Annotated in this window: 26 protein-coding genes and 1 pseudogene; 12 read left to right on the top strand and 15 right to left on the bottom strand. The window is 67.3% G+C overall.

Annotated features, from left to right (window positions below; translation table 11 throughout):
* Positions 1-71: 71 nt before the first annotated feature.
* Genes L2D00_04450 through der form a run of 3 tightly spaced genes read left to right on the top strand, consistent with a single transcriptional unit; the run spans position 72 to position 3,795 of the window.
* Entirely contained in the window at positions 72-941 is an 870-nt protein-coding gene (locus L2D00_04450; GenBank protein WBQ13937.1) for a tetratricopeptide repeat protein, read from the top strand.
* Positions 938-2,341, top strand: coding sequence for a PQQ-binding-like beta-propeller repeat protein (locus L2D00_04445; GenBank protein ID WBQ13936.1), 1,404 nt, complete (start codon positions 938-940; stop codon positions 2,339-2,341). The genes L2D00_04450 and L2D00_04445 overlap by 4 nt, the downstream gene beginning before the upstream one ends.
* 35 nt (positions 2,342-2,376) lie before the next feature.
* A complete protein-coding gene (gene der / locus L2D00_04440; GenBank protein ID WBQ13935.1) occupies positions 2,377-3,795 on the top strand; it encodes a ribosome biogenesis GTPase Der in 1,419 nt (472 codons plus the stop codon).
* On the opposite strand, the gene L2D00_04435 is transcribed toward der, so the two are convergent.
* Both L2D00_04435 and L2D00_04430 read right to left on the bottom strand, forming a co-directional pair.
* The gene (locus tag L2D00_04435; GenBank protein WBQ13934.1) at positions 3,792-4,520 is read right to left on the bottom strand and encodes an RlmE family RNA methyltransferase; all 729 of its coding nucleotides are present in this window, start codon (positions 4,518-4,520) and stop codon (positions 3,792-3,794) included. The two genes, der and L2D00_04435, sit on opposite strands and share 4 nt — an antisense overlap.
* Positions 4,517-5,629 carry a Ppx/GppA family phosphatase gene (locus L2D00_04430; protein WBQ13933.1) on the bottom strand — a complete coding sequence of 371 codons (1,113 nt, stop codon included), beginning with the start codon at positions 5,627-5,629 and terminating at the stop codon, positions 4,517-4,519. Before L2D00_04430 ends, L2D00_04435 begins: the two co-directional genes overlap by 4 nt.
* Positions 5,630-5,829: 200 nt before the next feature.
* On the opposite strand from L2D00_04430, the gene hspQ reads away from it, so the two are divergent.
* Complete coding sequence (gene hspQ, locus L2D00_04425; protein ID WBQ13932.1) at positions 5,830-6,180, top strand: heat shock protein HspQ; 351 nt, start codon at positions 5,830-5,832, stop codon at positions 6,178-6,180.
* Here hspQ and L2D00_04420 read toward each other — a convergent pair.
* From L2D00_04420 to L2D00_04390, 7 genes are all read right to left on the bottom strand, one after another.
* The gene (locus L2D00_04420) at positions 6,177-8,690 is read right to left on the bottom strand and encodes an ATP-binding protein (protein WBQ13931.1); all 2,514 of its coding nucleotides are present in this window, start codon (positions 8,688-8,690) and stop codon (positions 6,177-6,179) included. The two genes, hspQ and L2D00_04420, sit on opposite strands and share 4 nt — an antisense overlap.
* Before the next feature lie 89 nt (positions 8,691-8,779).
* Entirely contained in the window at positions 8,780-9,226 is a 447-nt protein-coding gene (locus L2D00_04415) for a response regulator (GenBank protein WBQ13930.1), read from the bottom strand.
* A gap of 132 nt (positions 9,227-9,358) precedes the next feature.
* Positions 9,359-9,907 carry a hypothetical protein gene (locus tag L2D00_04410; protein ID WBQ13929.1) on the bottom strand — a complete coding sequence of 183 codons (549 nt, stop codon included), beginning with the start codon at positions 9,905-9,907 and terminating at the stop codon, positions 9,359-9,361.
* Positions 9,908-9,979: 72 nt separating this feature from the next.
* Positions 9,980-11,110 (bottom strand): DNA-processing protein DprA, encoded by a 1,131-nt coding sequence (dprA, locus tag L2D00_04405; protein ID WBQ13928.1) that lies wholly within the window; start codon positions 11,108-11,110, stop codon positions 9,980-9,982.
* Complete coding sequence (gene plsY / locus L2D00_04400) at positions 11,107-11,706, bottom strand: glycerol-3-phosphate 1-O-acyltransferase PlsY (protein WBQ13927.1); 600 nt, start codon at positions 11,704-11,706, stop codon at positions 11,107-11,109. Before plsY ends, dprA begins: the two co-directional genes overlap by 4 nt.
* 3 nt (positions 11,707-11,709) lie before the next feature.
* On the bottom strand, positions 11,710-12,978 hold the full coding sequence (locus tag L2D00_04395; GenBank protein WBQ13926.1) for a dihydroorotase family protein: 1,269 nt from the start codon (positions 12,976-12,978) through the stop codon (positions 11,710-11,712).
* The gene (locus tag L2D00_04390; protein ID WBQ13925.1) at positions 12,975-13,964 is read right to left on the bottom strand and encodes an aspartate carbamoyltransferase catalytic subunit; all 990 of its coding nucleotides are present in this window, start codon (positions 13,962-13,964) and stop codon (positions 12,975-12,977) included. Before L2D00_04390 ends, L2D00_04395 begins: the two co-directional genes overlap by 4 nt.
* A gap of 131 nt (positions 13,965-14,095) precedes the next feature.
* Here L2D00_04390 and L2D00_04385 point away from each other — a divergent pair, with 131 nt between their 5' ends.
* The 3 genes from L2D00_04385 to L2D00_04375 all read left to right on the top strand — a co-directional run bounded on the left by L2D00_04385 (position 14,096) and on the right by L2D00_04375 (position 16,905).
* The gene (locus L2D00_04385) at positions 14,096-15,226 is read left to right on the top strand and encodes a homogentisate 1,2-dioxygenase (GenBank protein ID WBQ13924.1); all 1,131 of its coding nucleotides are present in this window, start codon (positions 14,096-14,098) and stop codon (positions 15,224-15,226) included.
* Positions 15,227-15,319: 93 nt separating this feature from the next.
* Positions 15,320-15,895 (top strand): carbonic anhydrase, encoded by a 576-nt coding sequence (locus L2D00_04380; GenBank protein ID WBQ13923.1) that lies wholly within the window; start codon positions 15,320-15,322, stop codon positions 15,893-15,895.
* Positions 15,892-16,905 (top strand): fumarylacetoacetate hydrolase family protein, encoded by a 1,014-nt coding sequence (locus L2D00_04375; GenBank protein ID WBQ13922.1) that lies wholly within the window; start codon positions 15,892-15,894, stop codon positions 16,903-16,905. The genes L2D00_04380 and L2D00_04375 overlap by 4 nt, the downstream gene beginning before the upstream one ends.
* A gap of 3 nt (positions 16,906-16,908) precedes the next feature.
* Here the strand turns inward: L2D00_04375 and L2D00_04370 are convergent, their stop codons facing one another.
* Entirely contained in the window at positions 16,909-17,187 is a 279-nt protein-coding gene (locus tag L2D00_04370; GenBank protein WBQ13921.1) for a hypothetical protein, read from the bottom strand.
* Between the two features lie 139 nt (positions 17,188-17,326).
* Here L2D00_04370 and L2D00_04365 point away from each other — a divergent pair, with 139 nt between their 5' ends.
* Positions 17,327-18,406, top strand: coding sequence for a hypothetical protein (locus L2D00_04365; protein ID WBQ13920.1), 1,080 nt, complete (start codon positions 17,327-17,329; stop codon positions 18,404-18,406).
* A 27-nt stretch (positions 18,407-18,433) separates the two neighbouring features.
* Entirely contained in the window at positions 18,434-19,210 is a 777-nt protein-coding gene (locus L2D00_04360; GenBank protein ID WBQ13919.1) for an enoyl-CoA hydratase, read from the top strand.
* A gap of 3 nt (positions 19,211-19,213) precedes the next feature.
* On the opposite strand, the gene L2D00_04355 is transcribed toward L2D00_04360, so the two are convergent.
* From L2D00_04355 to L2D00_04335, 5 genes are read right to left on the bottom strand one after another with little or no spacing between them, the layout of a single operon-like run.
* Positions 19,214-20,683 (bottom strand): hypothetical protein, encoded by a 1,470-nt coding sequence (locus L2D00_04355; protein ID WBQ13918.1) that lies wholly within the window; start codon positions 20,681-20,683, stop codon positions 19,214-19,216.
* Entirely contained in the window at positions 20,680-21,909 is a 1,230-nt protein-coding gene (locus tag L2D00_04350) for a CCA tRNA nucleotidyltransferase (protein WBQ13917.1), read from the bottom strand. The genes L2D00_04355 and L2D00_04350 overlap by 4 nt, the downstream gene beginning before the upstream one ends.
* A gap of 8 nt (positions 21,910-21,917) precedes the next feature.
* Positions 21,918-22,292 (bottom strand): hypothetical protein, encoded by a 375-nt coding sequence (locus L2D00_04345; protein ID WBQ13916.1) that lies wholly within the window; start codon positions 22,290-22,292, stop codon positions 21,918-21,920.
* Positions 22,289-22,966 (bottom strand): CoA pyrophosphatase, encoded by a 678-nt coding sequence (locus tag L2D00_04340; GenBank protein ID WBQ13915.1) that lies wholly within the window; start codon positions 22,964-22,966, stop codon positions 22,289-22,291. The genes L2D00_04345 and L2D00_04340 overlap by 4 nt, the downstream gene beginning before the upstream one ends.
* Complete coding sequence (locus tag L2D00_04335; GenBank protein WBQ13914.1) at positions 22,963-23,517, bottom strand: DUF1285 domain-containing protein; 555 nt, start codon at positions 23,515-23,517, stop codon at positions 22,963-22,965. Before L2D00_04335 ends, L2D00_04340 begins: the two co-directional genes overlap by 4 nt.
* A gap of 94 nt (positions 23,518-23,611) precedes the next feature.
* On the opposite strand from L2D00_04335, the gene L2D00_04330 reads away from it, so the two are divergent.
* The 3 genes and pseudogenes from L2D00_04330 (at position 23,612) to L2D00_04320 (ending at position 25,718) form a co-directional block, all read left to right on the top strand.
* Positions 23,612-24,610 (top strand): MoxR family ATPase, encoded by a 999-nt coding sequence (locus L2D00_04330; GenBank protein ID WBQ13913.1) that lies wholly within the window; start codon positions 23,612-23,614, stop codon positions 24,608-24,610.
* 26 nt (positions 24,611-24,636) lie between these two features.
* The gene (locus tag L2D00_04325; GenBank protein WBQ13912.1) at positions 24,637-25,521 is read left to right on the top strand and encodes a DUF58 domain-containing protein; all 885 of its coding nucleotides are present in this window, start codon (positions 24,637-24,639) and stop codon (positions 25,519-25,521) included.
* 74 nt (positions 25,522-25,595) lie between these two features.
* Positions 25,596-25,718 (top strand): annotated as a pseudogene (locus tag L2D00_04320) (BatA domain-containing protein).
* Positions 25,719-26,788: the final 1,070 nt, after the last annotated feature.

Genomic DNA, 26,788 nt, shown 5'->3' with positions numbered 1-26,788 from the left:
GTTGTTGCCCGTGGGACACGGCGCGGCTAGGGTCGCGCGCACTGTTTTGAGTATCAATCCGGAGCCCTGTCTTGGCTGACGCATTCGACGAAGTCGAAGAAGAACTGCGCCGCGAACGCTATCAGGCGATGCTGCGCAAATGGGGCCCTTGGGTCGCCGGTGTTGCTGCGGCGATCGTGCTGGGCGCGGCGGGTTACCAGTATTGGACCGCCACCTCAAGGCAGGCTGCGGACGCTGCGTCCGACGCCTACCAGGCGGCTGCCACGCTCTATGAAGCCGATGCGCTGAATGAAGCGGATGCCGCGTTTGCCAGCCTCGCAGACACCGGTCCGCGCGGGTACGCCACCCTGGCCCTGATGCGCCGTGCCGCGATCGCCCAGACGGCCGGCGACGCCGAGGAAGCGGCACGCCTTTACGAGGCAGCCGCAGAGCGCTCGCCGGACCCGCTGACCCGGGATATCGCGCGGTATCGCGCGGTCCTCGCTGTGTTCGATGTGTTGTCTCTGGATGACCTCAATCTGCGACTGGAGCCGTTGACCCGTTCGGATTCGGCGGTGGGTCCGCTCGCGCGTGAACTGATGGCGGCGGCGGCCCTGCGCGACCAGCGCTGGGATGATGCGCGCCGCCGGTATGAGCTGCTGTCCATTGCGCTCGATGCACCTGCCGGCGTCCAGCGGCGGGCGCGCGAGGCCCTGGCCTTCATTGAACAGAATGCCCCCGCCGAAATGGCGGTGGAACCTGCCGAAGCTGACGCGCCGGCGGACGATGCAGGTCAGCCTGCGGCGAACGACGGTACGGACGGCCAATTGCCTGACTCCCTGCGCCGGGTGATGGATGAAACTGCGCCCGCACCCGATGAAGACGATCCGATCGAGGCCCTGCGGCGCCTGCGTGAGCAGGCCGGCAATGCCGGTGCTGATGATGAGGAGGACGGGCAATGAGCCTAGCCAGACTGTTTCGCCTGACGCTTGCCCTGTGCGCGGGCCTGGCTCTGGCAGGATGCGGGGCGGGCGAGCAGCTCAGCCGCATCAATCCGTTTTCCGGTGAGGAGCGCGACGATCCCAACGCCCCGCCGCGCGATCAGCGGATTCCGGTTCTCGAGCTTGACGCCCGGCTGGCGGCTGCCGATGACGCGGCTCCGGTGACGCTGCCACGGTCCTATGTGAACACATCGTGGCCGCAGTCGGACGGTTTTCCGACCCATGCCATGCAGCACACGCGCGCCTCCGGTGATCTGAACCGCGTATGGCGTGTGGATATCGGCGCGGGCTCCTCGCGCGACCGGCGCGTGCGCGCACGTCCGGTGATATCCGACGGCGTGGTCTATGCGATGGATGCTGAAGGGCAGATTTCGGCAAGGTCGCTGGACACCGGCGCTGAAAACTGGCGCGTCCAGGTCCGCGAAGAAAGCAGCGCGTCGGCGGGCGGCTCGTGGATTCCCTTCATGGGCGGGTCGTCCCAGCCGCCGACCTTCGGCGGCTCCATCGGGTATGATTCCGGGCGGTTGTTTGCACATACAGGCGGGCGCTTCTTCGTCGCGCTGGATGCGCGGTCGGGGGAAGAGCTGTGGCGGCGCACCGCGCTGACACCGTATCACTCTGCGCCCACGATTGCTGACGGGCGCGTGTTCGTGACCACGGATGACAACGAGCTGCTGGCACTTGATGCCGCAAACGGCGAGGTGGTCTGGTCGCACCGGTCGATCGCCGAGACAGCCCGGGTGCTGGCAACGCCGAGCCCCGCTGTTCTGGGTACAACGCTGATTGCGCCGTACAGCTCGGGCGAAGTGGCGGCGCTGAGCGTGCCCAACGGGCGCGAGCTGTGGACCGAGGCACTGACGCGTGCCGGCGGTCTGACGCCGATGTCGACCATCAACGATATTGCTGCCAGCCCTGTGGTGATAGGTGACCGTGTCTATGCGATGAGCCATTCGGGCGTCATGGCGGCGCTCGATCTGCGCTCCGGCCAGCGCCTGTGGACCCTGCCGGCTGGCGGTGTGCATACACCGGCGCTGGCGGGTGATTTCCTGTTTCTCGTCACCGTGGACGCCCGGCTGACCGCGATTGATCGCAATACGGGCGAAGTGCGCTGGCTGACCCAGCTGCGCCAGTTCGAAAACGAGCGCCGCCGCCGGGATCGCGTTGCATGGGCCGGGCCTGTACTGGCTGGCGATCGTCTGGTTCTGGCGTCGTCAGGTGGCGAGCTTGTGATTGTGGACGCGGCCACCGGCGCAGTGAGCGCAACGCGTAACCTCGGCGACCCGGTGTTTGTAGCACCGGTTATCGCTGCCGAGACCGTCGTGGTCGTCACCAATAACGGCCGCCTGATCGCGCTGCGCTAGGTGCGCGGCGGGCCAAGCGGTGATCGGAGTCTCTGTTGAAACGCCTGCCCGCTCTGGCCATTGTCGGCCGCCCCAATGTGGGCAAGTCCACCCTGTTCAACCGGCTGGCCGGCAAGCCGCTGGCTATCGTCGATGACCGGCCGGGGATCACGCGCGACCGGCGCGAGGCCCGTGGCCGTCTGGGCGATCTGGACCTGCGCCTGATCGATACAGCCGGCTACGAAGACGCCGCCACCGGTATTGAAGTGCGCATGCGCGCCCAGACCGAGCGCGCCCTTTTGGATGCGGATGTTTGCATCTTCCTCATTGATGGCCGCGAGGGCGTGACCGCACTGGATCAGCGCTTTGCCGAATTGTTGCGCCGGTCGGGCCGGCCGGTGGTTCTGGCGGTGAACAAGTGCGAGGGCGCACGCGGCGATGGCGGGCTGGACGAAGCCTGGTCCATGGGGCTGGGCGAGCCGGTGCCGGTTTCGGCCGCCCATGGCGAGGGCATGAGTGATCTGTTCGTGCGCCTGGCGGCCGTCATTGACGAGATCGACCTTGATATCCCGCCCGCGCCGGGCGCGCCGGAAGACCCGGTTAAACCCGATCATGTGGACGCCGATTTCGATCCCGACGCAGACGTGGAGCTGGACGAGGGTGCGCCGCTGCGCATTGCCGTCGTCGGCCGCCCCAATGTCGGAAAGTCGACGCTCGTGAATGCCCTGATCGGCGAGGAGCGGGTCATCACCGGGCCCGAGGCGGGCCTGACGCGTGACGCCATTGCAGTGGAGTGGGAATGGGAAGGCCGCCGCGTGCGCCTGCACGACACGGCCGGCCTGCGCAAGCGCGGCAAGGTGGATGACCGCATCGAGCGGATGAGCGCGGCCGATACGCTGCGCGCAGTGAAGTTCGCTGAAGTGGTGCTGCTGCTGGTCGATGCCGAGCAGCCCTTCGAGCGCCAGGACCTCAATATCGCCTCGCGCGTCGAGGCGGAGGGCAGGGGTCTGATCGTGCTTTTGTCCAAATGGGATCTGGTGCCCGACAAGCAGGCGCGCCTGGCCGAGCTGCGCGAGATGTTCGAGCGGCTGCTGCCCCAGATCAAGGGCGCGCCGCTGATCCCGATTTCGGCGGTGACCGGGCGCGGGCTCGACCGCATCATGCCCGAGGTCAAAGCTCTGCACCGCAACTGGAATGCAAGGGTAAAGACCCGCGATCTCAATGACTGGCTGGGTGAAATGACCCAGCGCCATCCGCCGCCAGCGGTGGACGGGCGCCGGGTCAAAGCCAAATACATGGCCCAGACCAAGGCCCGCCCGCCCACTTTCGTGCTGATGGCGTCGCGCGCGGCCTATCTGCCGGAGAGCTACAAGCGCTATCTGGTCAATGGCTTGCGCGAAGCGTTCGGCCTGCCCGGCGTGCCGATCCGGCTGATCGTGAAGGCGGGCGAAAACCCGTACGCGAAGAAGTCCTAGCCCCTGAAGCCCTGGGCGATGAGGAAAGTCTCTGCGCTTTCCGACCGGCTGGCGGGCGGCTTGTAGTGGCGCACCTTCTTGAACCGGGTCTTGAGCGCGTCCAGCACGTCCTGCGAGGCACCACCCTGGAACACTTTGGCGACGAACCCGCCGCCGGGTTTGAGCACATCCATCGCGAACAGGGCGGCGGCCTCCACCAGGGCGACGATCCGCAAATGGTCGGTTGCCTTGTGCCCGGTGGTCCAGGGGGCCAGGTCTGACAGGACCAGGTCCGCCGGCCCGCCCAGCGCCTGTTTGAGGGCTTCTGGTGCCCCCGGCGCGGTGAAATCCAACTCCAGCAGGATCGCGCCGGGAATCTGAGGGATTTCCAGCAGGTCAATGCCGGCTACATGGCTGGCGCCACGCTTGAGCGCCACCTGGGTCCAGCCCCCCGGTGCCGCACCGAGATCGGCAATGCGCATCCCGGGGTGGAGCAATTGGAACTTGTCGTCCAGCTCGATCAGCTTGTACGCGGCACGTGAGCGATAGCCCTCCTGACGCGCCTTGGCCACGTAGGGATCGTTCAGCTGGCGGTCCAGCCAGCGCTGGGAGGAGTGCTTGCGCCCGCGCGCGGTTTTGACCCGTGTGCGCAACTGCTTGGCCGAGCGGGCGTCGCCGCCTGCGGTGACCGGCCCCGACTGGCGGCGCCGGCGCGGTTCTTCGGTGTCGTCGTCAGAGCCGCTCATGAGGGCGTTTTTCCTTTGCGTGACCCGGATCGGCCTCTGGCACCCCGGCGCCGGCGCGGGCGCATCAGCCCCAGCAGAATGCCTTCGCGCAGGCCACGATCGCCCACCCGCACGCGTTCGGTGGGCCAGGCATCCATCACCGCTTCATAAATGGCGCAGCCGGCGACCACCAGGTCGGCGCGGTCATCACCGATACAGCCCTCGCGCGCCCGGTCGGCCCGGCCTTGCGTGGCCAGGCGATGACAGGCGATGCGGGCGTCCTGCGTGCTCATCCACATGCCGTCGACCCGGTCGCGGACATATTTGTCCAGATTGAGATGCACTCCGGCCACCGATGTCACCGTGCCCGACGTGCCCACGATATGGGCCCGCCCTGACTCAAACAGCGGGCGCAGCCGCCGCGCGCCCTTGGGTGGCCGTAAATGTTCGGTCGCACAAGCTTTCATGGCCTGATACCAGGCGGCCCGCTGCGCCGGGTCGGACGGTTCAGGGAACCGGTCAGACAGCGTCACCACGCCCAGCGGCATGGTCGACCAGCCGCGCAAGGGCGGGCGTCCACCCGATTTCAGGGCACCGCGCGCGCGCCACTCGGCAAGATCCACCCAGCACAGCTCTGTCGAACCGCCGCCAATATCGATCACCACGGCCGCGTCGTAGGCCGGGTCGAGCAGGTCCAGGCTGCCCTGCACGGCCAGGCGCGCCTCTTCCTCGGCCGTGATGATTTCCAGATCGAGCCCGGTCAATTCTTTCGCGCGCGCCAGAAACTCAGGGCCATTCGTGGCAGCCCGGCAGGCCTCGGTCGCGATGGCGCGCAGGCGCGTCACATTGCGGCGCTTGACCCGGTCTGCGCACACGCTCAACGCTTCCAGGGCGCGCGTCATGGCCGGTTCGGACAGCTGACCGGTCGACAAAAGGCCTTCGCCCAGGCGCACGATGCGCGAATAGGCGTCCACCACACGGAATCCGTGGTGGGTCTTGCAGGCCAGCAGCATGCGGCAATTGGTGGTTCCCAGATCGATTGCCCCGTAGACCGGGTCGGTGGACCGTCGGCGGTTGGCCCCATCCGGCCGCGGCTTGGGCGAATCGGCCCCGGCGGCATCCTTCGCCATGTTTCCACGTCCCTTTGCGGGCGGTGGAATCGTGGCGCGCCGCCATTCAAGGGGGCGCAGCCCGCTGCATTCCATCGCAACGCTGTCTCCAATTGGCATCAACCATACCACGCTTCACGCGCAGCGTAAGCTGCGGGCGGCACCCGGGTCTGGAACCGGCTGGCGGATCGCCTACCTTGTAGAACCGGGAGGCCACCACGATGACCACATACGATTCAGCGATGAGACAGGCGAAGTTCGCGCCGGGCGATGTGGTGCGTCACCGGCTGTTTCCGTTCCGGGGCGTGGTGTTCGATGTGGATCCCGAGTTCGCCAATTCCGAGGAATGGTGGCTGTCGATCCCCGAGGCGATCCGCCCGGCCAAGGACCAGCCCTTCTATCACCTGCTCGCTGAAAACGAGCAGAACTACTACACTGCCTATGTGTCAGAGCAGAATTTGCTGCCCGACGCCCACAATGGCGCGGTGGGCCATCCCGGCACGCAGGAGTTATTCACCGGTTTTGATGGCGAGCGCTATGCGGTGAAGCCACGACCGGGCTGGGCCAATTAGGCCGAGCCGGCGGCCTGAACGTTCGCAAGGGCGGGTCGTTCACCGGAAGCGGCGGAGCGTACGCGGGAAGGCAGGGTGAAGGACACGGTCGTGCCCTTGCCCAGCACCGAATCGATGCGCAGCGTGCCGCCATGCAGCTCGATCAACGACTTGGACAGGGCGAGACCGAGGCCTGATCCCTGATGGCTCTTGGCGATCTGGCTCTCGATCTGTTCAAACGGGCGCCCGAGCCTTGGCAGCTGTTCGGCGGGAATGCCGATGCCTGTGTCGGCCACCTGCAGAACCACGCCGTCGGCGGCATCGAAGCCGCGCACCCTGACCTGACCTCCGTCCGGCGTGAATTTCACCGCATTGGCCATCAGATTCAGCATGATCTGCTTGAGCGCGCGCGGATCCGCCTCGATCTCGGGGAGGGCGCCAGCCTCCACGATCAGGGCGATGGACTTCTCTTCGGCGCGCGCCCGCATGATCCGCACGCACTGCTCGATCAGCTCGTCCGGACGGACCACTTCGGGCTGAAGCTGCATTTTGCCGGCCTCGATCTTGGACATGTCGAGAATGTCGTTGATCAGCAGAAGGAGGTGCTGGCCCGAGCTGAGGATGTCTGTGACATAACCCTTATAGCGTTCATCGCCGAGCGGGCCGAACATTTCGCCGGTCATGATTTCGGAGAAGCCGTTGATTGCGTTGAGTGGCGTGCGCAGCTCATGGGACATGTTGGCCAGGAACTCCGACTTGGAGCGATTGGCTTCCTCGGCGCGCAGGCGCTCTTGCTGGTGCGCGCTGGCCAGCTCTTCGACGCGCGCCTGGCTGCGCTTGAGATTCTCCACCGTGCCACGCAGGGCGCGTTCATTGTCGCGCAGTGCCGCTTCCTGGGTTTTCAGGGCGGTGATGTCCGCGCCCACGCTGACCAAACCGCCATCAGCAGTCTGACGCTCGGAATAGTGCAGCCAGCGCCCGTCGGCGAGTTCCAGGTCATAGGACTCGGCGCTGGCCGCGCCATGGACATGCCGGATTGAGCTTGCTGCCAGCGCCTCCACATCGCCATAGCGCATGCCCGGTTTGAGGGCGGTGTCGGCGAGGCCGAAAAAGTCGCGGAACTTGCGGTTCCACAGCACCAGACGGCGCCGGGAATCCCACAGAACGAAGCTCTCGGTCATGGATTCCAGCGCCGCGCGCAGGCGGGTCTCGGCCGCTTGCACCCGTGCCTGGGCACCCTTGCGTTCGGTGATATCGATGGCCACGCCCACCAGGCGGCGCGATCCTGCCATCACCCGTCCGCGCATCTGCAGCCAGACCGGCAGCTGGGCTGCGCGCACTTCCACATCCACATCATGAGACTGCGCCGCACTGCGCAGGGCGGCCCGCACGCGGTTGCGGTCCTCCTCGCTGAGCAGCAACAGAAACTCCGGCCCGGACATTTCCTCGGCCTGGGTGCGCCCGAGAATCTGTGCAAACCAGTCAGTCAAGAGCACAGTGTCGGTATCGATGTCCCAGTCCCAAACGCCCACCCGGGCCCCTTCCATCGCCAGATGCAGGCGGTTCTGGGATTCGAGCAGCCGGCCTTCAGCCACGCCCAGCTCACCCATGCGCCGGTGCAGGACCAGAAACAGCGCGACAGACGCGCCCAGGGTGGCGGCAAACAGCAGCAGGTTGAAAAGAAGGGTCTGGTGCCAGGCGGCACTGTCAACCGCGCCCGGCCCGAGTGTCAGGGCATGGAGTGGTGAACCGGCGATGGCGGCGGCACCCAGAACGCTGTCTGCGCCCCCCAGTCTGGCGCCGCGCAGCGCGCCGCCGCGCTCGGCCATGCGTGCCACTGCCGCCGGATCAAGCCCGAACCGCTCCGCCGCCAGCGGCGCGCCCTCGAACGGTGCTGCCGGTTGCACCGCGATCAGCCGCCCGGAGGCGTCGGTGATCAGTGCGATTTCGCCTTCGGTCCGGCGCGGCAGCAGTGCAGACGGATCGACCAGGGCCAGAAGCGCGCCCACCGCGCCATCGGCAAGCCGTGCCGGGTAGGCGATGGCCACGGGGTTGGCGGTGCCAGCCTGAACATGCATGCCGGCGCTGGACGCCAGCGCGGCGTCAGCCGCGGCGCGCAACGACTCTGCGGACGCGTCCTGCGTGGCGATCACCCGTCCATCGGGGAGGAGCAAAGCGGCGCTCTCCACCCAGGGCGAGCGTGTCAGCGTCTCCAGTGCAGGCCGGGCAGCGTGCTCGGGTGCGATGGCCTCAAGCTGGACGGCGGCCATGGAGAGCGCGCTGCGCACCTCCGCCAGGCGTCCGGCGACGCGTTCGGCCAGAAAGGCGGCAGACCGGGCCTGTGTGCTGGTCACTTCGGCTTCCGCCGAGCGCCAGTCCTGCCAGAGCTTGATGGCGATGACTCCGCCGAACGCGATCACAAAGCCCAGAACCAGGGCAAACGCGAGGCGCGCCGAGGCACCGCGGCGCAGGGTCTGGCCTGCCTGAGCCGAGCCGGTCCGTTTGCGTCGGGCGTCGCGCTTGCGAATCATGAGTTTGAAGCTAAAGCGCCGCTGCTATCCGCGTCCAGCGTTGGTAAGCGGGTTGCGGCTCAATGAGCGCGCGGTGTCGCCCTGCGGGCTCACACCTGGGCGCTCGGCTGAGTCTTGCGCCGTTCCTTGCCCTCGTATGGAGCATTGCGCCGGCGCCGGTCAGGCCCGGCATAGCTGCGCGTGCGCACAAACGGTCTGGGTTGGTTCACTACCGCTGCAATCTTGGACCAAAGCTCGCGGGCATTGATCGGCTTGGCGCAAATCTCCGTGACGCCAGCATCGCGCGCAGCCACGATGCGCGAGCGCTCGGAGTGCGCTGTCAGCATAATGATCGGGATGAAGGGGTTGCGCACATCATCGCTCGTGCGCACCAGGCGGGTGAACTCCAGCCCGTCCAGCATGGGCATCTGCAGGTCGGTGATGACGATGTCCACCGCCTCGTGGCGGACAATCTCGAGCGCTTCGGCGGCGTCGCGCGATTCCCATGTCTTGTTGATTCCAAAGCCCAGAAGCATGCAGCGGACAATGGAAATCATGTGCGCATTGTCATCAATGATCAGTGCAGACAGGCGATTGATACCAGTTATCACAGGGCGGCCTTCTCCCGGACGCTACGCCCGCTTAAAGTGTATGCCTTAAGCAGTGAGACGCCTAATGATCGTTATAGATTATTCGGCTGCAGCCGCAATCTGGGCGGCTGCGTCAGGCCGGGCTTTCACCGCCCGCACCATATCCTTGGCACGACGTGCGAGCGCGACCCAGTCCGGGCTGGCATCAGGGTCCTCGGCGGCAAGACGGGCGATCGCTTCGGCCAGGGCCAGAAGGCGCGGGCTTTGTGCAATCAGGCGCGCCTGCTGCTCGATGCGGTTCGGGTCGCGGTCATATTCGGCGCCCGGCACCCGCCAGCCGCCCCAGTTCTGGGCGTCGGTCACCACCACCGGATAGGTGCCCGGTTGCGGGTGGTGGGCGCACTCCTCAGCCGTTTGCCATTTGTTGTGGGCGCGCATCAGGCGCCACTGGCCCGGATCGCTTTGATCAATGGCTTCGGCGGACAATTCGTCTGTGGTGAAATCGCGCCCCAACCCGCAATCATAATAGATGCGCACCGGCTCCTCGACATCCTTAACCCATTGCGGCTTGACCCGCTCGATCAGCGCCCAGGTCCCGACGGGGCGAACGAAGACCCGCTGGTGCTTGTGAAAGACAGCTTTGGCCATGACGTGCTCCTTCGCTGCCAATCATGAAGGTTCGGCCTCAAATCCAGGTTAAGCGGCACGGTGAAGGCTCGGTTAAGGTTCAGGGTAGGCCGTGCGCACCATGCCGCCAGGCTGGATTTCGCAACGCCCGGCCAGTTCCAGCTCCACGAGAGCCGCCAGCACCGCGCCGACCGGCGCGCCGGTCAGCCGGGCGAGTTCGTCCTTGGACACCGGGGCAGGAGAGAGCAGCTCTGCGATCCGCTCACGCACCGTGTCTGCTGCGGCCTCGGCTGACGCCGCATCGTCCGGCTCGTTCTCATAGTCGTATCCGCCGGGCTCCTTCATCAGCGGCGGGCGGATATTCTGGAGGATGGCCAGCACATCATCGGCGCTTTCGATCAGGGCCGCACCGTCGCGCAGCAAGCGGTTCGTGCCCCGGGCGCGCGGGTCCAGCGGCGAGCCCGGGACGGCCATCACTTCGCGCCCCTGCTCGCCCGCCAGCCGGGCGGTGATCAGGGAGCCGGAGCGTTCCGCCGCCTCCACTACCAACACGCCCAGCGACAGGCCCGCGATCAGCCGGTTGCGGCGCGGAAAATCGCGTGCCTGCGCGGTGTAATCGGGCGGTGATTCGCTGACAATCAGCCCCTCGCGGGCTATGGCGTGGTGCAGATCAGCATGTTCGGGCGGATAAATCCGCGCCAGACCGCCGCCAATGACTGCGATGGTCCCGGTCTCCAGCGAGGCGGCGTGGGCCGCACCGTCAATGCCGCGTGCGAGGCCTGAAACAACGGTGACCCCACGCCGGCCCAGTTCGCGCGCGAGGTCGCCCGCGAAACGCAGGCCCACCGCCGAGGCGTTGCGTGCGCCGACAATGGCGCAGGACGGGCGGGCGTCCGGATCCAGCGGGCCGATGACCGAGAGGACGGGCGGGGGCGGGTCGAGGGCGGCCAGCAGTTTGGGGAAGTCCGGCTCGCAGGCGCAGATCAGGCGGGCACCCAGCGCGTCGAGCCGGTCCAGCTCGGCGCGCGCCTGATCACTTGTTACAATCTGCAGACGGCCCGCCCTGCCGCCGCGCCTGGCGAGCCTTGGCAGCTCGGCGATGGCGGTGTCGGCCGTACCGAAGCGGGTGAGGAGCTGGTGAAACGTGACCGGTCCGACCCCGGAGGTGCGCGCGAGCCTGAGCCAGTCGAGCCGGCCGGCGTCGGACAGGCGCGCCGGCGTCACGTCTTGGCCGCTCCTATGCGCGGCTCGCTGCCATCGAGGAGGCGCACGATATTGTCCTTGTGGCGCAGGTACAGTGGCAGGGCCAGCACCAGCGTGAGCAGAGCCACGTCGGGCCGGTCAAAAGCCAGCGCCAGCGCCGGCGCAGCCGCCGCGGCGACCAGCGCCGACAGGCTGGAAATGCGCATCAGCAAGGCCATGCCAAGCCATGTCAGGCAGGTCAGTACGCCCACGGGCCAGGCCGCAGCCAGCAGTACGCCCAGAAACGTCGCCACGCCTTTGCCGCCCTTGAACTTCAGCCAGACCGGGAAGCAATGGCCAAAAAAGGCCGCGCCGCCTGCGATCAGGCCGGCCGGTGTGGAGACCAGAAATGTAAAGAGGAGGCACGCAATGCCCGCCTTGGCGCTGTCGAGCACCAGCGTGGCCGCCGCCAGATCCTTGCGGCCGGTTCGCAGCACGTTGGTCGCGCCGATATTACCTGACCCGATAGTGCGGATATCGCCCAGCCCCGCCATCCGTGTCAGCACCAGGCCGAACGGAATGGAGCCGAACAGGTATCCGCCCGTCAGAGCGAGGATCAGAACCGGATCAAACGGCATAGTCTATCCTTCAGGTTGATAGATGATCGCGCCTTCCACGAGCGTGATCAAGACCTTTCCCGCCATGCGGCGGTTCTCGAACGCGCTGGACGCGATGCAGACCCGCTCGCCGCGGCCATAGACTACCGGTGCATCGGGATCGAAGACCACCAGATCCGCCGGCGAGCCGGGCGCGAGACAGCCCTGGTCCAGCCCGAACAAATCCGCCGGTCCGGCGGTGACGGGCCAGAGCGCGTCCAGCAGGCTGAGGCGGCCTTCAGCCACGAGCGTGCAGAGCGCCGGCAGAAGCGCTTCGAGATTGGCCGAGCCCGGTGCCGCTTCGGGGAAGGGGTGGGCCTTGGATTCGCCTGTACAGGTGCGGTGGTCTGACACCAGGGCGGCAATCGTCCCGCCTGCCAGCGCCTCGATCAGCGCCAGCCGGTCCTCCTCGCGGCGCAAGGGTGGCTCCAGCCGGAAGCGCGCATCAAACCCGCCCGCATCCATCTCGTTGAAGATGAGATGGGTAATCGGTGTCGTGGCGGCGATGTCCAGCTCGCGCGCCAAAGCGGCTTCAAGGGCTTTCAGCCCCCCCGCCGTGGTCACCCGGTCCAGCAGGATGCGCGCGCCGGTCAGTTCAGCCAGCAAGGCGGCGCGCTCGATCGCCAGCCGCTCACCGGCTGCGGGCCGGGCCGGCAGGCCCATGCGCATGGACAGGTCGCTTTCCGTGGCGCAGGTCCCGCGCGACAGGGCGGCATCCTCGCAGATCAGCGCCGTCCAGGCGTCGAACCCGCCGGCATAGGACAGCACCCGGCGTACCAGACGCGTATCGGCTTCGGGTCGTCCGCCATCGCCCACATAGGCCGCGCCCGCACGCAGCATCAGGCCGATCTCTCCCATCTCGCCGCTGTGATCGATGGCGAGGCCGGAGGCCATCAGCCGCACCGGGCTGGTCAGGCTGGCCGCTTCGATGGCAGCGAAGTGCTCGGGCCGGCTGAGCCCGGTCCCGCTGTCAGGGGCCAGGATCAGCGTGCCGATTCCGCCCGCCGCCGCCGCGCGCGCCGCTGCATCCAGCCCGGACTGCCCGGTGCTTGCGGGGTTCACCCAGCAGCGCGCGTCGATCAGCGCCGGCGCCAGCACCGCGCCGTCGAGATCGATCACCCGCTCGCCACTCTGCGGATCGAGGCACGGCGCGATCTCCGCAATCACGCCGCCGCGAATGCGCACATCGCCCGGCGCATCATGGCGCGCCGCCGGGTCGATCACCCGGGCCTTGCGAAACAGGATCGCGCTCATGAGTACGCCTCGCTTCGCGTGCGGTCGTGATAGCGCTGGTTAGGGGAGGCGGCGCTGATCAGTTCCAGCACGGCCATACGGACTGCGACACCCGCCTCGACCTGCTCCAGGATCACCGCCCGTTCGCCGTCGTCGGCCAGGGCACCGTCAATCTCGACGCCGCGATTCATGGGACCGGGATGCATGACCAGGCAGTCCGGCTTGGCGTGCTCCAGCCGGCCATGATCGAGGCCGTACAGGGTGCGGTACTCGCGGTCTGACGGGATCAGCCCGCCGCTCATGCGTTCACGCTGTACGCGCAGCGCCATCACCGCGTCACAGCCCTCCAGCGCGGTGTCCAGATCGTGAAACACCTGAACACCCCAGCGGTCGGCATCCTCCGGCAACAGTGTCGCCGGGCCGCACAGCCTCACGTCCGCGTTGAGCATGTTCAGCAGCGCCACATTGGAGCGCGCCACGCGCGAGTGCAGGATATCGCCGACGATCAGGATGCGGCGCCCACCCACCTCACCCCAGCGCTGCGAGAGGGTAAAGGCGTCCAGCAGCGCCTGGGTGGGGTGCTCATGGGCACCATCCCCGGCATTGACCGTGGACACGCCGGTGACCCGCGCGAAATGTGCTGCGGCCCCCGCAGCGCTGTGACGCACGACCTGGATATCAGGCCGCATCGCAGCCAGGTTCAGCGCGGTGTCTTCCAGGCTTTCGCCTTTGGAGATGGAGGCGCTGCCGGCCGAGAAATTGACCACATGCGCGCCCAGCCGCTTGGCCGCAATCTCGAAGCTTGCCAGCGTGCGGGTGGAGTTTTCGAAAAACAGATTGATCAGCGTCGCGCCGTCGAGCGTGCGCTCGGCCCGCACCCCGGCGCGGTTATGATCAAAATGCACCGCGCTGCGCTCAAAGATCATCCGCACATCGAGCGGATTGAGATCGCCGATGGAAACGAGGCTCGCGTGGGGAAAATCGTAGCTGAAACCGGTCCGGTTCATGAGCCCTCGCGCATTGCGTCGGCGCGGTATAAGCGTGTGAAGGGTCTGCGGCAAGGCGTTCGCCCGGCTTCCAATTGGTTTCATTTGTAACTAAATTTGGTTCTGACGCGCTGACTGAACGGAGACCGCCCATGGCTCGAAAATGGATTTACGCCTCGCGCACGGAGGGCACGGCCTCTCGTCAGGCCCACGCCGATCTGCCCGGAGGCACGTATGAGCGCGAGATGAGCAAGGAGGGGTTTTTCGGCCCCGCCGCCTTCCTGCACCACAAACGCCCGCCCACCGGCTGGAGCAATTTTGAAGGCCCGCTGAAACCTTACGCCTTCGATCTGACGCGGCTGGAGGTGCACGACGCCTCGCCCTGGGCGGCCCCGGTGGTGCTGCACAACGCGTCATGCGAGATTCGGTTCTGGAAACTTGATGCGGCCATGCCGGCATTGGCCCGCAATGGCGACGGGGACCAGATCCTGTTCATCCATACCGGGACCGGGTCGCTGTACTGTGACTTTGGTCATCTGACCGTCGAGGCGGGCGACTATGTCGTCCTGCCACGCGGCACCATGTGGCGGCTGGCACCGTCAGAGCCGGTCGCGGTGCTGATGATCGAGGCGACCAATAGCCATTACACTTTGCCGGACAAGGGCCTGGTGGGGCCGCACGCGATCTTTGATCCCGCGATGTTCGATGTGCCCGCGATGGACGAGGCCTTCCGCGCCCAGCAGGCGGACGCTGATCATGAATGGCGTGTAGAGGTGAAGAAGCGCGGGCAGGTGAGCGTCATCACCTATCCCTACAATCCGCTGGACGCGGTGGGCTGGCATGGCGAGCTGCATCCGGTGCGCATCAATGTGCGCCATATCCGCCCGCTGATGAGCCATCGCTATCATGTGCCGCCCAGCGCCCACACGACCTTCCTCTCCGACCGGTTTGTGGTGTGCACCTTTGCGCCGCGCCCGTTCGAGACCGATCCGGGGGCGCTGAAGGTCCCGTTCTTTCACAATAATGACGACTATGATGAAGTGCTGTTCTACCATGCCGGCGATTTCTTCAGCCGCGACAATATCGATGCCGGCATGATGACCTTCCACCCGTCGGGCTTCACCCATGGGCCGCACCCCAAGGCATTGAAAAACATGCTCACCCAGTCCAAACCGGCGACCAACGAGTACGCCGTGATGATCGACACCCGCGATCCGCTCAATGTCGGTGCCGATGCCGCACGGGTGGAAAATCCCGACTATGTCAATTCCTGGAAGGGGTAGGGGCGTTTGATACCCGGCCAGCTCAGAGACGGTTACGCGCAGTTTCGTGCGGAGCATTTCGAAAACAAGCAGCGCCTGTGGCGGCGGCTCTCCATGGGTCAGTCCCCGAAGGCGCTGGTGATCGGCTGCGCCGACAGCCGGGTCGATCCGGCCGCCATCTTTAATGCCGGCCCCGGCGAGCTGTTCATCGTGCGCAACGTGGCCAATCTGGTCCCGCCCTACGAGCCCGATGGGGCCCATCACGGCGTCTCTGCAGCACTGGAGTTCGCCGTGAAGTCGCTTCAGGTGGATCATATCGTCGTGTTGGGGCACCGGCTGTGCAGCGGCGTGAAAGCGGCGGCGACCGGATCGGCCTGCGGCACGCAATTCATCGAGCGCTGGCTCGATCCGCTGCAGCCGGCCTGCATTGAAGCGCGCGATGCGCTGGGGGATGACGCCGGTGAGGACGCGCTGTGCGATGATCTGGAACTGCGTTCTGTGCGCCATTCGCTGGCACGCCTGATCGGCTTTCCATTCGTGGCCGAGGCGGTGGAGCACGGCCGGCTTTGCCTGCACGGTGCCCGTTTCGGGATCGCCGATGGCGTGCTGGAATGGATGGATGAGGACAGCGTGTTCCGCCCTGTCAGCTTTGATGATGCGGACGCGCTCCGCGCGGAGGAAATCCCATGAAACTCGCCAGTCTGAAGTCCACTGGCCGCGATGGCCGCCTGGTGGTGGTCTCTCATGACCTGAACTGGTGCGCCGATGCGCGCCATATCGCGCCCACCCTGCAGGCCACGCTGGATGACTGGACGCGCATCGAGCCGGCGCTGCGTACGCTGGCTGAAGAGCTGGAGCGTGAAACCATTCCGCGCGAGCGTTTCCACGAACGCCAGGCGCTCTCGCCGCTGCCGCGCGCGTTTCAGTGGGCGGACGGCTCGGCCTACGTCAATCATGTGGAGCTGGTGCGCAAGGCGCGCGGCGCCGAGCTGCCCGAGAGCTTCTGGACCGATCCGCTGATGTATCAGGGCGGGTCTGACGCCTTTCTGGCACCGCGTGAGGACATCCCGCTGGGCGATGACAGCTGGGGCCTCGATTTCGAGGCTGAAGTCGCCGTTGTGACGGGTGACGCGCCGCAAGGGTGCTCGGTGGAGGAGGCGGCCGGTGCCATCCGCCTGATCATGATCCTCAATGATGTCAGCTTGCGCGGCCTGATCCCGGGCGAGCTGGCCAAGGGATTCGGCTTTTTCCAGTCCAAGCCGCCCACGGCCTTCTCACCGGTAGCCGTGACGCCGGACGAGCTCGGCGCGGCGTGGGACGGCCGCCGGGTGCATCTTCCGCTTCGCTCCTGGCTCAATGGCGAGCTGTTCGGCGAGCCGGACTGCCAGGTGGACATGCATTTCGATTTCGCTCAGCTGGTGGCCCATGTGGCCAAAACCCGTCCGCTCACCGCCGGCACGATTGTCGGTTCGGGCACGGTCTCGAACAAGCTGGGCGATGAGCCGGGCAAGCCGGTGAAGGATGGCGGGAAGGGGTATTCCTGCATCGCCGAAATCCGGATGATCGAGACCATCCAGGATGGCGCGCCGAAGACCCGCTTCATGATCCCCGGCGATACGGTGCGCATCGACATGCAGGACAAAGCCGGCAAGTCGATCTTCGGGGCGATTGAGCAGACAGTGGTCCGGTATGCCCGCTAGGGCTTATTCTGCCGGAACCATGTGAGCGGGCGCAGGCCCCATTGCCGCAATCATGCGGCCGGCCTCTTCCAGGCAGCGTCCGCAGCGGGGTTTGGCCCCGCAGGCCTTGAACGCCGATGCTGTATCGCGCGCGCCGCCTTCAGCGGCGGCTTTGATGTCGCGGCAGCGCAGGGCGTTGCAAAGGCAGACATACATGGATGCGGCGTCCTTGATCTGGTCTGTGGCGATGGCGGGGTCGGCACGCCATTCCCGCAAATCATTCGCAAACGCATCAAGCAGCAAGTGCGAATGATTGTCAACTGCGGGATGGCAAATCCGGTGCCGGACCTGCCCGCATTGTGCTGGACGCCGTATGAGCCGGTTCCTAGGGTGCTTGGCCTGAATGCCGGCTCTGCCGGTTCGGGCATGTGGGGAGGGTGAGATGCGCTACGGGCTCTGGGCGATTGGACTGATCGTGCTGCTGATTGCGGCGAGGATGGCCTTTATCGTCATCCCGGCGTCCGGTGCGCTGACGCCTGTCAGCGAGATCGGGACGCAGGGATGCGAGCGGGTCGCGGTGGCACCCGGGACCGAGGACGTGACCGTCGACCCTGTGACCGGTCTCGCCTTCGTCTCAGCCCAGGACCGGCGCGCAGGCGCGGCCACCCAGGGCGGGCGCGCGGGCGCGATGGCCCAGACCAACGGCATCTATGTGTTCAACCCGGCTGACCCGTCGCGGGTGACGCTGGCATCGATTGATTCGCCCGCCGATTTTCGACCCCACGGCATCAGCCTGTGGCGCGGTAGGGGGCCGGACGGCGAAGACATCGCCCGCCTGTTCGTGATCAGCCACCCGGCGGGTGGCAGCCGCGTGCTGATTTATGATGTGGGCGAGGGCGGGGCGCTGGTACATCTGGAGACAGTCAGCGCGCCGGACATCCGCTCGCCCAATGATGTGGTCGGGGTGGGGCCGCGCCAGTTCTACATCACCAATGATACGTATTTTGGCGACACGCCCATGGGCTTTCTGGAAGCCTTTCTGGGGCTGCCGCTGGGCAGTGTGGCATATTTTGACGGCGAGGCGGCGCGCATCGTCGCCGGCGGCTTTATCTACACCAATGGCATCAATGTGAGCGGCGCGGGCGACCGGCTCTACGTTGCGGCATTCCTCGGCCGTGAAGTGCGGGTGTTCGAGCGCGATGCGTCTGACGGATCACTGCGCCGCCTGGCCTCGCACCGCCTGCCCATGGGCGCGGACAATATTGAGATCGGCTCCGATGGCGCGCTCTATGTCGGCGGCAATGTGGATGTCTTCGCCTTTCTGGCCCATTCGACCGACCCGGAGGCCCTCGCGCCGTCAGTGGTCATGCGCCTGGATCCCGAAACGGGCGAGCGCCGGACCGTGTTCATGAATGACGGGTCCCTGATCAATTCGGCCAGCGTCGGCGCTGTGCACGATGGCCGGCTTCTGGTTGGTGCCGTGTTTGACGGGCATGTGCTCGTCTGCCCCTATGCAGGCTGACTTGCGAATCCCATGAAGGATTGTTCCATGACTGATGATATCCGCGTTGAGGATGCCGACGGCGTGCGCATTGTGCGCTTCAACCGCGCTGCCAAGAAGAACGCCATCACCCGCGCCATGTACACGGCGATGGCTGAGGCGCTTGATAGCGCCAGTTCCGACACGGCTGTGCGCGTGGTGGTGATCGCGGGCACGGACGGGGTGTTCACCGCGGGCAATGATCTCATGGACTTCATGGAGTCGCCGCCGCATATCGGCGGGGCGGAGACGCCGCCGGTCGAGCATTTCATGCGGGCGCTGATGGGGTGTGAGAAGCCCGTCATCGCGGCGGTGGATGGCCTGGCCATCGGTATCGGCGTGACCCTTCTGCTCCATTGCGATTTCGCCTACGCCACAGGCCGTTCGGTCTTCCGCACGCCCTTCGTCGATCTGGCGCTGGTGCCGGAGTTCGGGTCGTCCGTGCTGCTACCCGGTCTCGCCGGGCGCGCCGTGGCGGGCGAGCTGCTTTTGCTGGGCGAAAGCTGGGATGCGGCGCGGGCCGAGCGCTATGGTCTCGTCAATGGCGTGTTTGCGCCCGAGGCTCTCGAGGGTGAGGTGATGACGCGCGCCCGCACGCTGGCCGCCAAGGCCCCCGACGCCATGCGCCAGTCAAAGGCGCTGATCCTGGCCGGCCAGTCGGCGCTGATGGATGTGATCCGCGCCGAGGGCGACGTGTTCGCTCACCAGCTGGCCTCGGCGGAGTTCAAGGAAGCGGTCACGGCCTTCCTGGAGCGCCGTCCCCCGGATTTTTCGAAGGCGGGCTAGCGCCTACACCCGCATACCAACCGCCACGCCCAGCGCTACCAGCGCGCAGGCAGCCGCTGTGATGATCAAGCCGAATCCGACCCGCCGCCAAAACATCGCGCGGGCCAGATCGGCCTGGCGGGGATGGCGGGCGAAGGCGGCGTCGGGCAGGGAGTCATGGGCGTCGCCGCCGGGATGGCTGGTGGCCGCGCCCGCCGCGAACTGGCTGAGCCGCGCCATCAGATCGACGGCCAGACGCGCCGTGGCCTTCTCGTGGAGCTGCAAATGCAGCGCACCCTCGCCGTGGCTGAGCCGCTTGCCCGCGATGATGGTGGGCGCATCGGTGCGGGTGAGCTTGGAATAGCGGCGCACCTCGTCTGACTCGGCGTCCTCGGCGTCCGGCTTGTCGGCGGGCAGGCCGAACAGCACCAGCCGCATGACAAACTCGGCGAGATTGGCCCGCTCCAGAAGCTTCACCCGCTCGGCCCGGTCAATGCCGTGACCTTGCGCCAGCGCCTCGCCCAGGCGCTTGATCCGATAGGCGGCTGCCAACGGCTCTTCAACGCCTTTCAGGGCGGCGGACGAAACCTTTTCCGTCGCCGGCCCGAACAGGCGGCCCATACGGGTGCGGGTGTCGCGCGGCGGCTTGGCGGCGACGAACGGGCCGCGGACAACCCCGCCAAAGCTGCGCAGGCAGGCGTCGAAAGCCTGCCGGGCGGCGCGCACGGCGGCAGAATGGCGCACCTTGTCTGACAGGAGATCAGACGACAGCAGCCGGTCAGCCTGCCAAAGGCTGCGCGCTGCGGCTTCCAGCGAATCCGACGCCGTCTGTGCATCGAAGCTCACGCCGGGCACAGCGTCGGCCAGGTTCTCGCGCCGGGTGAGCGCCGCTTCGGACTGGCGCTTGAGAGAGAACAGGATCAGGTCGAACTGGGCGTCGCGATCGCGCGGCCAGTCATCGCGCCGCCAGCGGCCGAGCTGGAAATACCAGCGTGACGCGCCGCGCTGCAGGCGGGTGTTCAGATCCCGGCTGAAATCAAGCTGCTCTTCAGCGGGTAACAGGTCGAAGAACACTTCGACAAAATCGAACAGCAGCAGGTTTGCCGCGACCCCGTAGGGGCCCTGCTCGAAAACAGGGCCGGCCGGGGCGGGACCGCTGAGGTCGAACAGCCAGTTTACGCCCGCTTCCGCCGCTTCGGCGTGGGCGGGCAGGCGCGCCTGTAGATAGGCGTCCGCCATGCGCCTGAGGGCGCGCCGGGGCAGGTCCTTGACGGTGCGCTGCTCATTGGCGTTGTCAATGGCGCGCTGGACCTGAGCACGCAGGGCGTGCTCGGCGTCGAGATGACGCTGGGCGGCGTCACCGGGCTGAAGCAGCAAGTCGCGCGCCTCTTCCTCGAGGGCGCGGTAGTCATGCAGGTGCAGATCGTCGTGGAACAGATCCCCGCATCCGATCCGCGCCTGATAACGCTGACTGAAGAGCTCGGTGACGCTCATGACCGGTCCACCCCGGCGAGCAGGGCCTCGCGCGGCAGGGTGAAACCAGACGCGATCCAGGCATCTTCCAGTGCTTCCAGACGGGCACCCAGCTCCGGACCGGGCGCGGCACCCGCTGCGATCAGATCATGGCCGGTCACAGGAAAGCGCGGACGGGTCCATTGGGCGGCCTGGGCGAGGGCAGGTGAGGCGTCGTCTCCCGAGCGCGCCTCGTCCAGACGCAGCCGGTCTGAGACAGCTTGGGGGCCAAGCACGTAAAGCGCGCGGTCCAGATCGCAATCGGCCATGCGCGCGCGCACCACGCCGGCGCGCGCTGGCACCGGTCCGCTCATGGCGGCCAGCCGGACGGTCTCGGCCCGCGAGGCTTTCATGCGTGCGCTCAAGCCTGCCACTGTGTCCCCATCCTGCCCGGCCAAGGCCGCTATGCGAACAAGCGCGTCAGCAGGCCGGACCTTCCCTCGATCGCTGTTAATTAAGCTTAAGAAAAGCTTGAAGTCGAGTGTTCCGGGCCAGAAGACCTCCAGAACGTGGCCTTTGTGCATCGCCTCCACCACAGGGCCGGGGTCGGGTGCGCAGAGCAGTTTCTTGAGCTCTTTCCAGATCCGTTCGGCCGACAGCAGCCTGAGCGTATCTGCCTGCGCTTCGCAGGCGCGCCGCCCGTGGGGGTCGAGCGCCCCGCCCATCCAGGCGCCGAAGCGGTAGAAGCGCAGGATGCGCAAATGGTCCTCGGCGATGCGCGCGCGCGGGTCGCCGATGAAGATCACCTGGCCTGTGCAGGCGTGGTCGACGCCGCCGAAAGGATCGAACAGCGTCCCGTCGCGCCGGGCATAGACGGCGTTCATGGTGAAGTCGCGCCGGGCGGCGTCTTCGGCCCAGTCGTCTGTATAGGCGATGATGGCCCGCCGCCCGTCCGTCTCGACATCGCGGCGCAGGCTGGTCACCTCGATCGTCTGCCCGCTGACGATGGCCGTAACCGTGCCGTGGTCAATGCCGGTGGGCTCTGCGCGAATGCCGGCCGTTTCCAGCGCGTGCACCGCTGCTTCGGGCCGCAGGCAAGTGGCCACATCAATATCGTTGACCGGCTCGCCGCGCAGGGCGCTGCGCACGCATCCGCCAACAAAGCGTGCCTGGTCACTGGCACCCGGGCTCAGGGCATCCATCACCGCGCGCACCGCCGGAGCGGTCAGCCAGGGGTGGGCATGCGGATCGAGCCGAACCTCCCCCATGACCCACCTCAGCGATCGGGAGCGGGAGCGGGTTCGGGGGCGGGCCCGGGTGCCGGTTCGCGAACCGGCTCAAGATCCGGATCGCTCGGACCGGGGTCATTCGGGGTCCGGTGCTGACCGGGCGAATCGCCTCTCGGCCCCAGATGACCGGGCGGCGTGCGCTCGCGTTCAATGCGCGGTGGCGCGTAGTCCTGTGCCCCGTCGCCATCGTCCGACGCGACCAGCGCCAGAGCCGTCACCGTCACCATCACACAGGCCGCACCGGCCAGTGACAACAGGCCGATGGGTGCGTGGCCGTCATGCTTGCGCACGCGCGCAGCCGCGTACCAGACGATGAAGGGGATGATGAAGGCGAGGGCGGAAATCAGGATCATGCGCATCATCGGGCGGCCTTTCCGGCGAATTGCGGGCCGCCGGGGCGGCCCTCGGCATAGCGCCGCGAGAGCGCGCGCAGCATGCCCGCCGTCGCGCCCCATATATAGCGCCCTTGCCAGGGCATTGCGTAATATCGGCGCAGCATGCCGCGAAATTCACGCTCCTCCAGCCGGTGGTTAGCGGGATTCATCAGGAAGTCGAAGGGCGCTTCAAACACTTCGGCCACTTCGCCGGGATCGGGATTCAGCGTGAAGCCCGCCCGGGTCACGCCCACGAAGGGGGTGACTTCGAAACCGGTGACCGTCTCATAGCTCTCCCAGCGGCCCAGAAGTGTGATGCGGTCCGGTGTCAGGCCAATCTCTTCCTGGGTTTCGCGCAAGGCGCATTCGGCCAGGGTCTCGCGCCCCGCCATCTGGCGCCCGCCGGGAAAACTGACCTGACCGGCATGGGCCTGCAAGTGGTCCGCGCGCCGGGTGAACAGGATGCGCAGCGCGTCGGCGTCCTGCACCAGCAGGGCCAGCACCGCGGCCGGGCGCAGCAACCGCCCGCTGGGCGAGGGTTCGCCATTGAGATCGCCATCGCCGAGCCGGGGCGCGGGCATGCGCGCATCCACCGGGTCCAGAACGGACTGGAGACGGGCGAGGATATCTTCAGGGTTTGCCATGGCGGCAGAGGCGCTCATGCAGCCGGCCCCAGCGGAAAGAACGCGCTCCGGCTCCACACGCCCATCACGGGCTGGCCGGCCTCGTCCTGGCCCGGCACGGCAAGGGCGGCCAGGTCATAGAAGGCCGCGCGCGTGATCAGCGCTTCCAGCCGGCCACGTATCAGGACATAGGGGTCGGGGGCACCCTCCGGGCCGGTCTCGACCCGGATGGGATGATCAGCGTCCGCGATGACAGCGTCGTCAAGATTGGTGCGAAACGCGAGGGTCTGGTGCCGGCCTTCGCCGGTGCTTTCCACCGCGACCGCCAGAAACGGCGCGGCGTCCACTTTGATGCGGATCTTTTCCACCGGCGTAACCAGATAGGTCTGGCCATCGGCATCCTTGCGCAGGATGCGGGCGAACAGCCGCACCATGCGCTCGCGGCCGATGCGGGTTCCCTCATGCCACCAGCTGCCGTCCCGTCGGATAACGAGGTCCATCTCGCCGCAATACTCCGGCTCCCAGCGCTCCACGGGCGGATAGCCGTTTGCACCACTGGCGGCCTCGGCCGCTTTGATCAGCGACTGCATTGCATCTTGGTCATGGTCAGGCCCGGCCATGGACACCTCGGCAGGCTGCGGCCATGTTTGGCCAAGGACGTCTCGCTCCAAAGGATCTAGGGCTATGACCAGCGCGATGAAAGACTCCGGCGACATTGCAGTACGGGCGGACGCAGCCGCAGCGCGGCTTTCAGAGGCCCGCGCGTCCATCGCGCGGTCCATTATCGGGCTCGACGAAGTGGTCGAACGCACGCTCGCCGTGATCCTGGCCGGCGGTCACGGATTGCTGGTCGGCGCGCCGGGTCTGGCCAAGACCCGCCTGGTCCATGCTGTGGCGGTGGTGACAGGGCTTGAGGACAAGCGGGTGCAATTTACGCCCGATCTGATGCCTGCCGATATTCTGGGATCGGAAGTGCTCGAGGAAGCCCCCGGCGGCAAGCGCGCTTTCCGCTTCATTCCCGGCCCCATTTTCTGCCGCCTCCTGATGGCGGACGAGATCAACCGGGCAAGCCCGCGCACCCAGGCAGCCCTGCTGCAGGCCATGCAGGAAGGTTTCGTCACCATCGCCGGTCAGCGCCATGACCTGCCCAGACCTTTCCACGTACTGGCCACCCAGAACCCGATCGAGCAGGAAGGCACCTATCCGCTGCCCGAAGCCCAGCTGGACCGCTTCCTGATGCAGATCGACGTGCCGTACCCGTCACGCGAGGAGGAGCGGGCGATCCTGCTGGCGACCACCGGCACCGACGAAGGGGAGGCCGTGGCTGTGCTGTCGCCCGATGAGATCGCCGGGCTGCAGCAATTGGTGCGCGCCATGCCGGTGGGCGATGCGGTACTGAATGCGATCCTGGCGCTGCTGGAGCGCGCGCGGCCAGACCGATCTGAAGACGCCGATGTGCGCGAAGGCGTCGCCTGGGGTCCGGGACCCCGCGCGGGTCAGTCATTGATGCTGGCCGTGCGCGCGCGCGCCTTGCTGCAGGGCCGCCTGGCACCGTCGACCGAGGATGTCATCGCGCTGGCCGAGCCCGTGCTCAAGCACCGCATGGCGCTGACCTTCGCCGCGCGCGCCGACGGGCTGGCGGTGGAGGCGCTGATCCGGCGCCTGGCCGCTGAAGCCGCCTGACGCGCGAGGAGGCAGAACACCTGTCCATGGCCGTATCCAAAACGCCCCGGACCCATGACCGCCTGCGCCGCGACGCGGCGCAGGCCGCATCGCGTTTTCCGGCGCTGCTGGCGCAGGCTGAGCGCATCGCCGCGACCGTGGCATTCGGATCCCATGGGCGCCGGCGCGCCGGGTCGGGCGAAACGTTTTGGGAATATCGCCGCCACCGCGCCGAGGACGGCGCGCGCGCCGTGGACTGGCGGCGCTCGGCGCGCGGTGATCAATTATTCGTGCGCGAGACCGAGTGGGAGGCGGCCAATGCCGTCTATCTCTGGCGCGACGGGTCCGCAGGAATGGACGCGCACAGTCCCGGACTTGCAGCCAAGCGCGACCGGGCCGCGGTCTGCCTGATGGCCTGCGCCAGCCTGCTGGTGCGCGGCGGCGAGCGGATTGCAGCACTGGGCGAAACCGGCCGGGCGCGGTCCCGCCAAGCGGGGCTGGAACTGACGGGCCGGGCGCTGGCCGATGGCCCCGGCGCGCTGGCCAGTGTCGAAGCGCCGGACTTGCCCCGCCATGCGCGCCTGGTGCTGGCCAGCGACTTTCTGGACCCGCCCGAGACGTGGGCTCGGCGGCTGGCTGCGCTGTCTGCGGCAGGCGCGCGCGGCATCATGCTGCGCATCATCGATCCGTCCGAAGAAGATTTCCCCTTCGAAGGCCGCACGCGGTTTGACCCGGCGGGCGGAGGCGAGTCCCTGATGTTCGGACGGGCTGAGTCGGCGCGGGCGGGCTATGCGCGCCTGTGGGCCGAGCACACAGTGGCTTTGAGCGATCTGGCCCGGCGCACTGGCTGGACGCTGATCACCCACCGTACGGACCGTCCGGCGGGTGCTGCCGTGCTGGCGCTCTATCAGGCGCTGGACGGGGGCGTGTAATGCTGAGCTTCGGTCCGCTTGCCTTTGCAGCGCCCTGGGCGCTGGCGGCGCTTGCCGCCCTGCCGCTGCTTTGGATGCTGCTGCGCGCCACACCGCCGGCGCCGCGCACGGTGGTGTTTGCCCCGATCCGCTTGCTGCAGCGCCTGGCGCGGACCCCGGAAACGCCACAGACCACGCCCTGGTGGCTGGTGCTTCTACGGCTCCTGCTTGCAGCGATGATCATTCTGGCGCTGGCGCGGCCGGTCTGGCAGCCCGATGCGGGCGCCGGCTCCACCGATCCGCTTCTGGTCATTGTGGATGATGGCTGGACTGCGGCTGCGGCCTGGCCCGGTGCCGCTGCTGAAGCGCGTGCCCGGCTCGACGCGGCGCGCGCCGACGGCCGCCCGGCGGCAATCCTGTTTACCGCGCCCACACCGCGCAGCGCCGGCACAATCCGCTTTGTGGATGCCCGCGAGGCGGTCGCGCGGCTGGACGCGCATGCGCCGCGCGCCTGGGCGCCAGACCGCGCCGATGCCGCGCAGCGTCTGGAAGCCGCGCTCAGCGCCGACGGCGCGCCTTCGCGCATCGAGACGGTCTGGATCAATGACGGCGTGAGTGGGGGCGAGGGCGATGTGAGACTGGCGCGGGCCGCGCAGGCGCGTGGACCCTTGCGGGTGCTGATGCCGCAGCCGGGTGCCGGACCGCTGGGCCTGTCCACGGTGGAAGCCCAGCCGGATGGTTTTGCCGCTGTGGTCACCCGCGCAGGCGGGAGCGGGACGAGGCCGGTCGCCATCACCGCGCTGGGCGCGGATGGACGAGCGCTGGCGGTGGCCAGTGGTCAACTGGCGGACGGTGCCCGGACGCTACGCCTTGAGGCGCGGCTGCCTCTGGATTTGCGCAATCGCATCACCCGGGTGCAGATCGACGGCGAGGCGTCCGCCGGCGCGGTACAGGTGACCGGCGATCGCTGGCGCCGGCCGCGCGTGGGCCTGCTGGAAGCCGAAGGCGGGGGCGGCGAGGGCCAGCCACTTCTGTCCGATATTCATTATGCGCGTCAGGCGCTTGCGGGCATTTCTGAAATCGTGGCCGATGATCTCGACACGGTGCTGGAGGCAGAACCCGCCGCCCTCGTCATCGTGGATGCCGCCAGCGCCCAGGACCCCCGCCTTGTCGAATTCCTCGAAGCCGGCGGCCTGATCATCCGTTTTGCCGGCCCGCGCCTGGCGGTGCGCAGCGGCGAGCTGGTGCCGGCCCCGCTGCGCGAGGGCGGAAGGCTGTTTGGTGGCGC

It is taken from the genome of Hyphomonadaceae bacterium BL14 (assembly GCA_027627705.1).
Classification (GTDB): domain Bacteria; phylum Pseudomonadota; class Alphaproteobacteria; order Caulobacterales; family Maricaulaceae; genus Oceanicaulis.
This window is presented reverse-complemented; position numbering and strand designations above follow the sequence as displayed.

Excerpts from the sequence above, each read along its gene's own strand:
- L2D00_04340 (WBQ13915.1), bottom strand. The coding sequence starts at position 22,966 with ATGAGCGCCTCTGCCGCCATGGCAAACCCTGAAGATATCCTCGCCCGT.
- L2D00_04420 (WBQ13931.1), bottom strand. The coding sequence starts at position 8,690 with ATGATTCGCAAGCGCGACGCCCGACGCAAACGGACCGGCTCGGCTCAG.
- L2D00_04430 (WBQ13933.1), bottom strand. The coding sequence starts at position 5,629 with ATGGCGAAGGATGCCGCCGGGGCCGATTCGCCCAAGCCGCGGCCGGAT.
- L2D00_04345 (WBQ13916.1), bottom strand. The coding sequence starts at position 22,292 with ATGATGCGCATGATCCTGATTTCCGCCCTCGCCTTCATCATCCCCTTC.
- L2D00_04415 (WBQ13930.1), bottom strand. The coding sequence starts at position 9,226 with ATGATTTCCATTGTCCGCTGCATGCTTCTGGGCTTTGGAATCAACAAG.
- L2D00_04325 (WBQ13912.1), top strand. The coding sequence starts at position 24,637 with ATGGCCGTATCCAAAACGCCCCGGACCCATGACCGCCTGCGCCGCGAC.
- L2D00_04365 (WBQ13920.1), top strand. The coding sequence starts at position 17,327 with ATGCGCTACGGGCTCTGGGCGATTGGACTGATCGTGCTGCTGATTGCG.
- L2D00_04410 (WBQ13929.1), bottom strand. The coding sequence starts at position 9,907 with ATGGCCAAAGCTGTCTTTCACAAGCACCAGCGGGTCTTCGTTCGCCCC.
- L2D00_04380 (WBQ13923.1), top strand. The coding sequence starts at position 15,320 with ATGGGTCAGTCCCCGAAGGCGCTGGTGATCGGCTGCGCCGACAGCCGG.
- L2D00_04445 (WBQ13936.1), top strand. The coding sequence starts at position 938 with ATGAGCCTAGCCAGACTGTTTCGCCTGACGCTTGCCCTGTGCGCGGGC.
- L2D00_04335 (WBQ13914.1), bottom strand. The coding sequence starts at position 23,517 with ATGCAGTCGCTGATCAAAGCGGCCGAGGCCGCCAGTGGTGCAAACGGC.
- L2D00_04355 (WBQ13918.1), bottom strand. The coding sequence starts at position 20,683 with ATGAGCGTCACCGAGCTCTTCAGTCAGCGTTATCAGGCGCGGATCGGA.
- L2D00_04360 (WBQ13919.1), top strand. The coding sequence starts at position 18,434 with ATGACTGATGATATCCGCGTTGAGGATGCCGACGGCGTGCGCATTGTG.
- L2D00_04350 (WBQ13917.1), bottom strand. The coding sequence starts at position 21,909 with ATGGGGGAGGTTCGGCTCGATCCGCATGCCCACCCCTGGCTGACCGCT.
- L2D00_04330 (WBQ13913.1), top strand. The coding sequence starts at position 23,612 with ATGACCAGCGCGATGAAAGACTCCGGCGACATTGCAGTACGGGCGGAC.
- L2D00_04385 (WBQ13924.1), top strand. The coding sequence starts at position 14,096 with ATGGCTCGAAAATGGATTTACGCCTCGCGCACGGAGGGCACGGCCTCT.
- hspQ (WBQ13932.1), top strand. The coding sequence starts at position 5,830 with ATGACCACATACGATTCAGCGATGAGACAGGCGAAGTTCGCGCCGGGC.
- L2D00_04395 (WBQ13926.1), bottom strand. The coding sequence starts at position 12,978 with ATGAGCGCGATCCTGTTTCGCAAGGCCCGGGTGATCGACCCGGCGGCG.
- L2D00_04390 (WBQ13925.1), bottom strand. The coding sequence starts at position 13,964 with ATGAACCGGACCGGTTTCAGCTACGATTTTCCCCACGCGAGCCTCGTT.
- L2D00_04375 (WBQ13922.1), top strand. The coding sequence starts at position 15,892 with ATGAAACTCGCCAGTCTGAAGTCCACTGGCCGCGATGGCCGCCTGGTG.
- plsY (WBQ13927.1), bottom strand. The coding sequence starts at position 11,706 with ATGCCGTTTGATCCGGTTCTGATCCTCGCTCTGACGGGCGGATACCTG.
- L2D00_04435 (WBQ13934.1), bottom strand. The coding sequence starts at position 4,520 with ATGAGCGGCTCTGACGACGACACCGAAGAACCGCGCCGGCGCCGCCAG.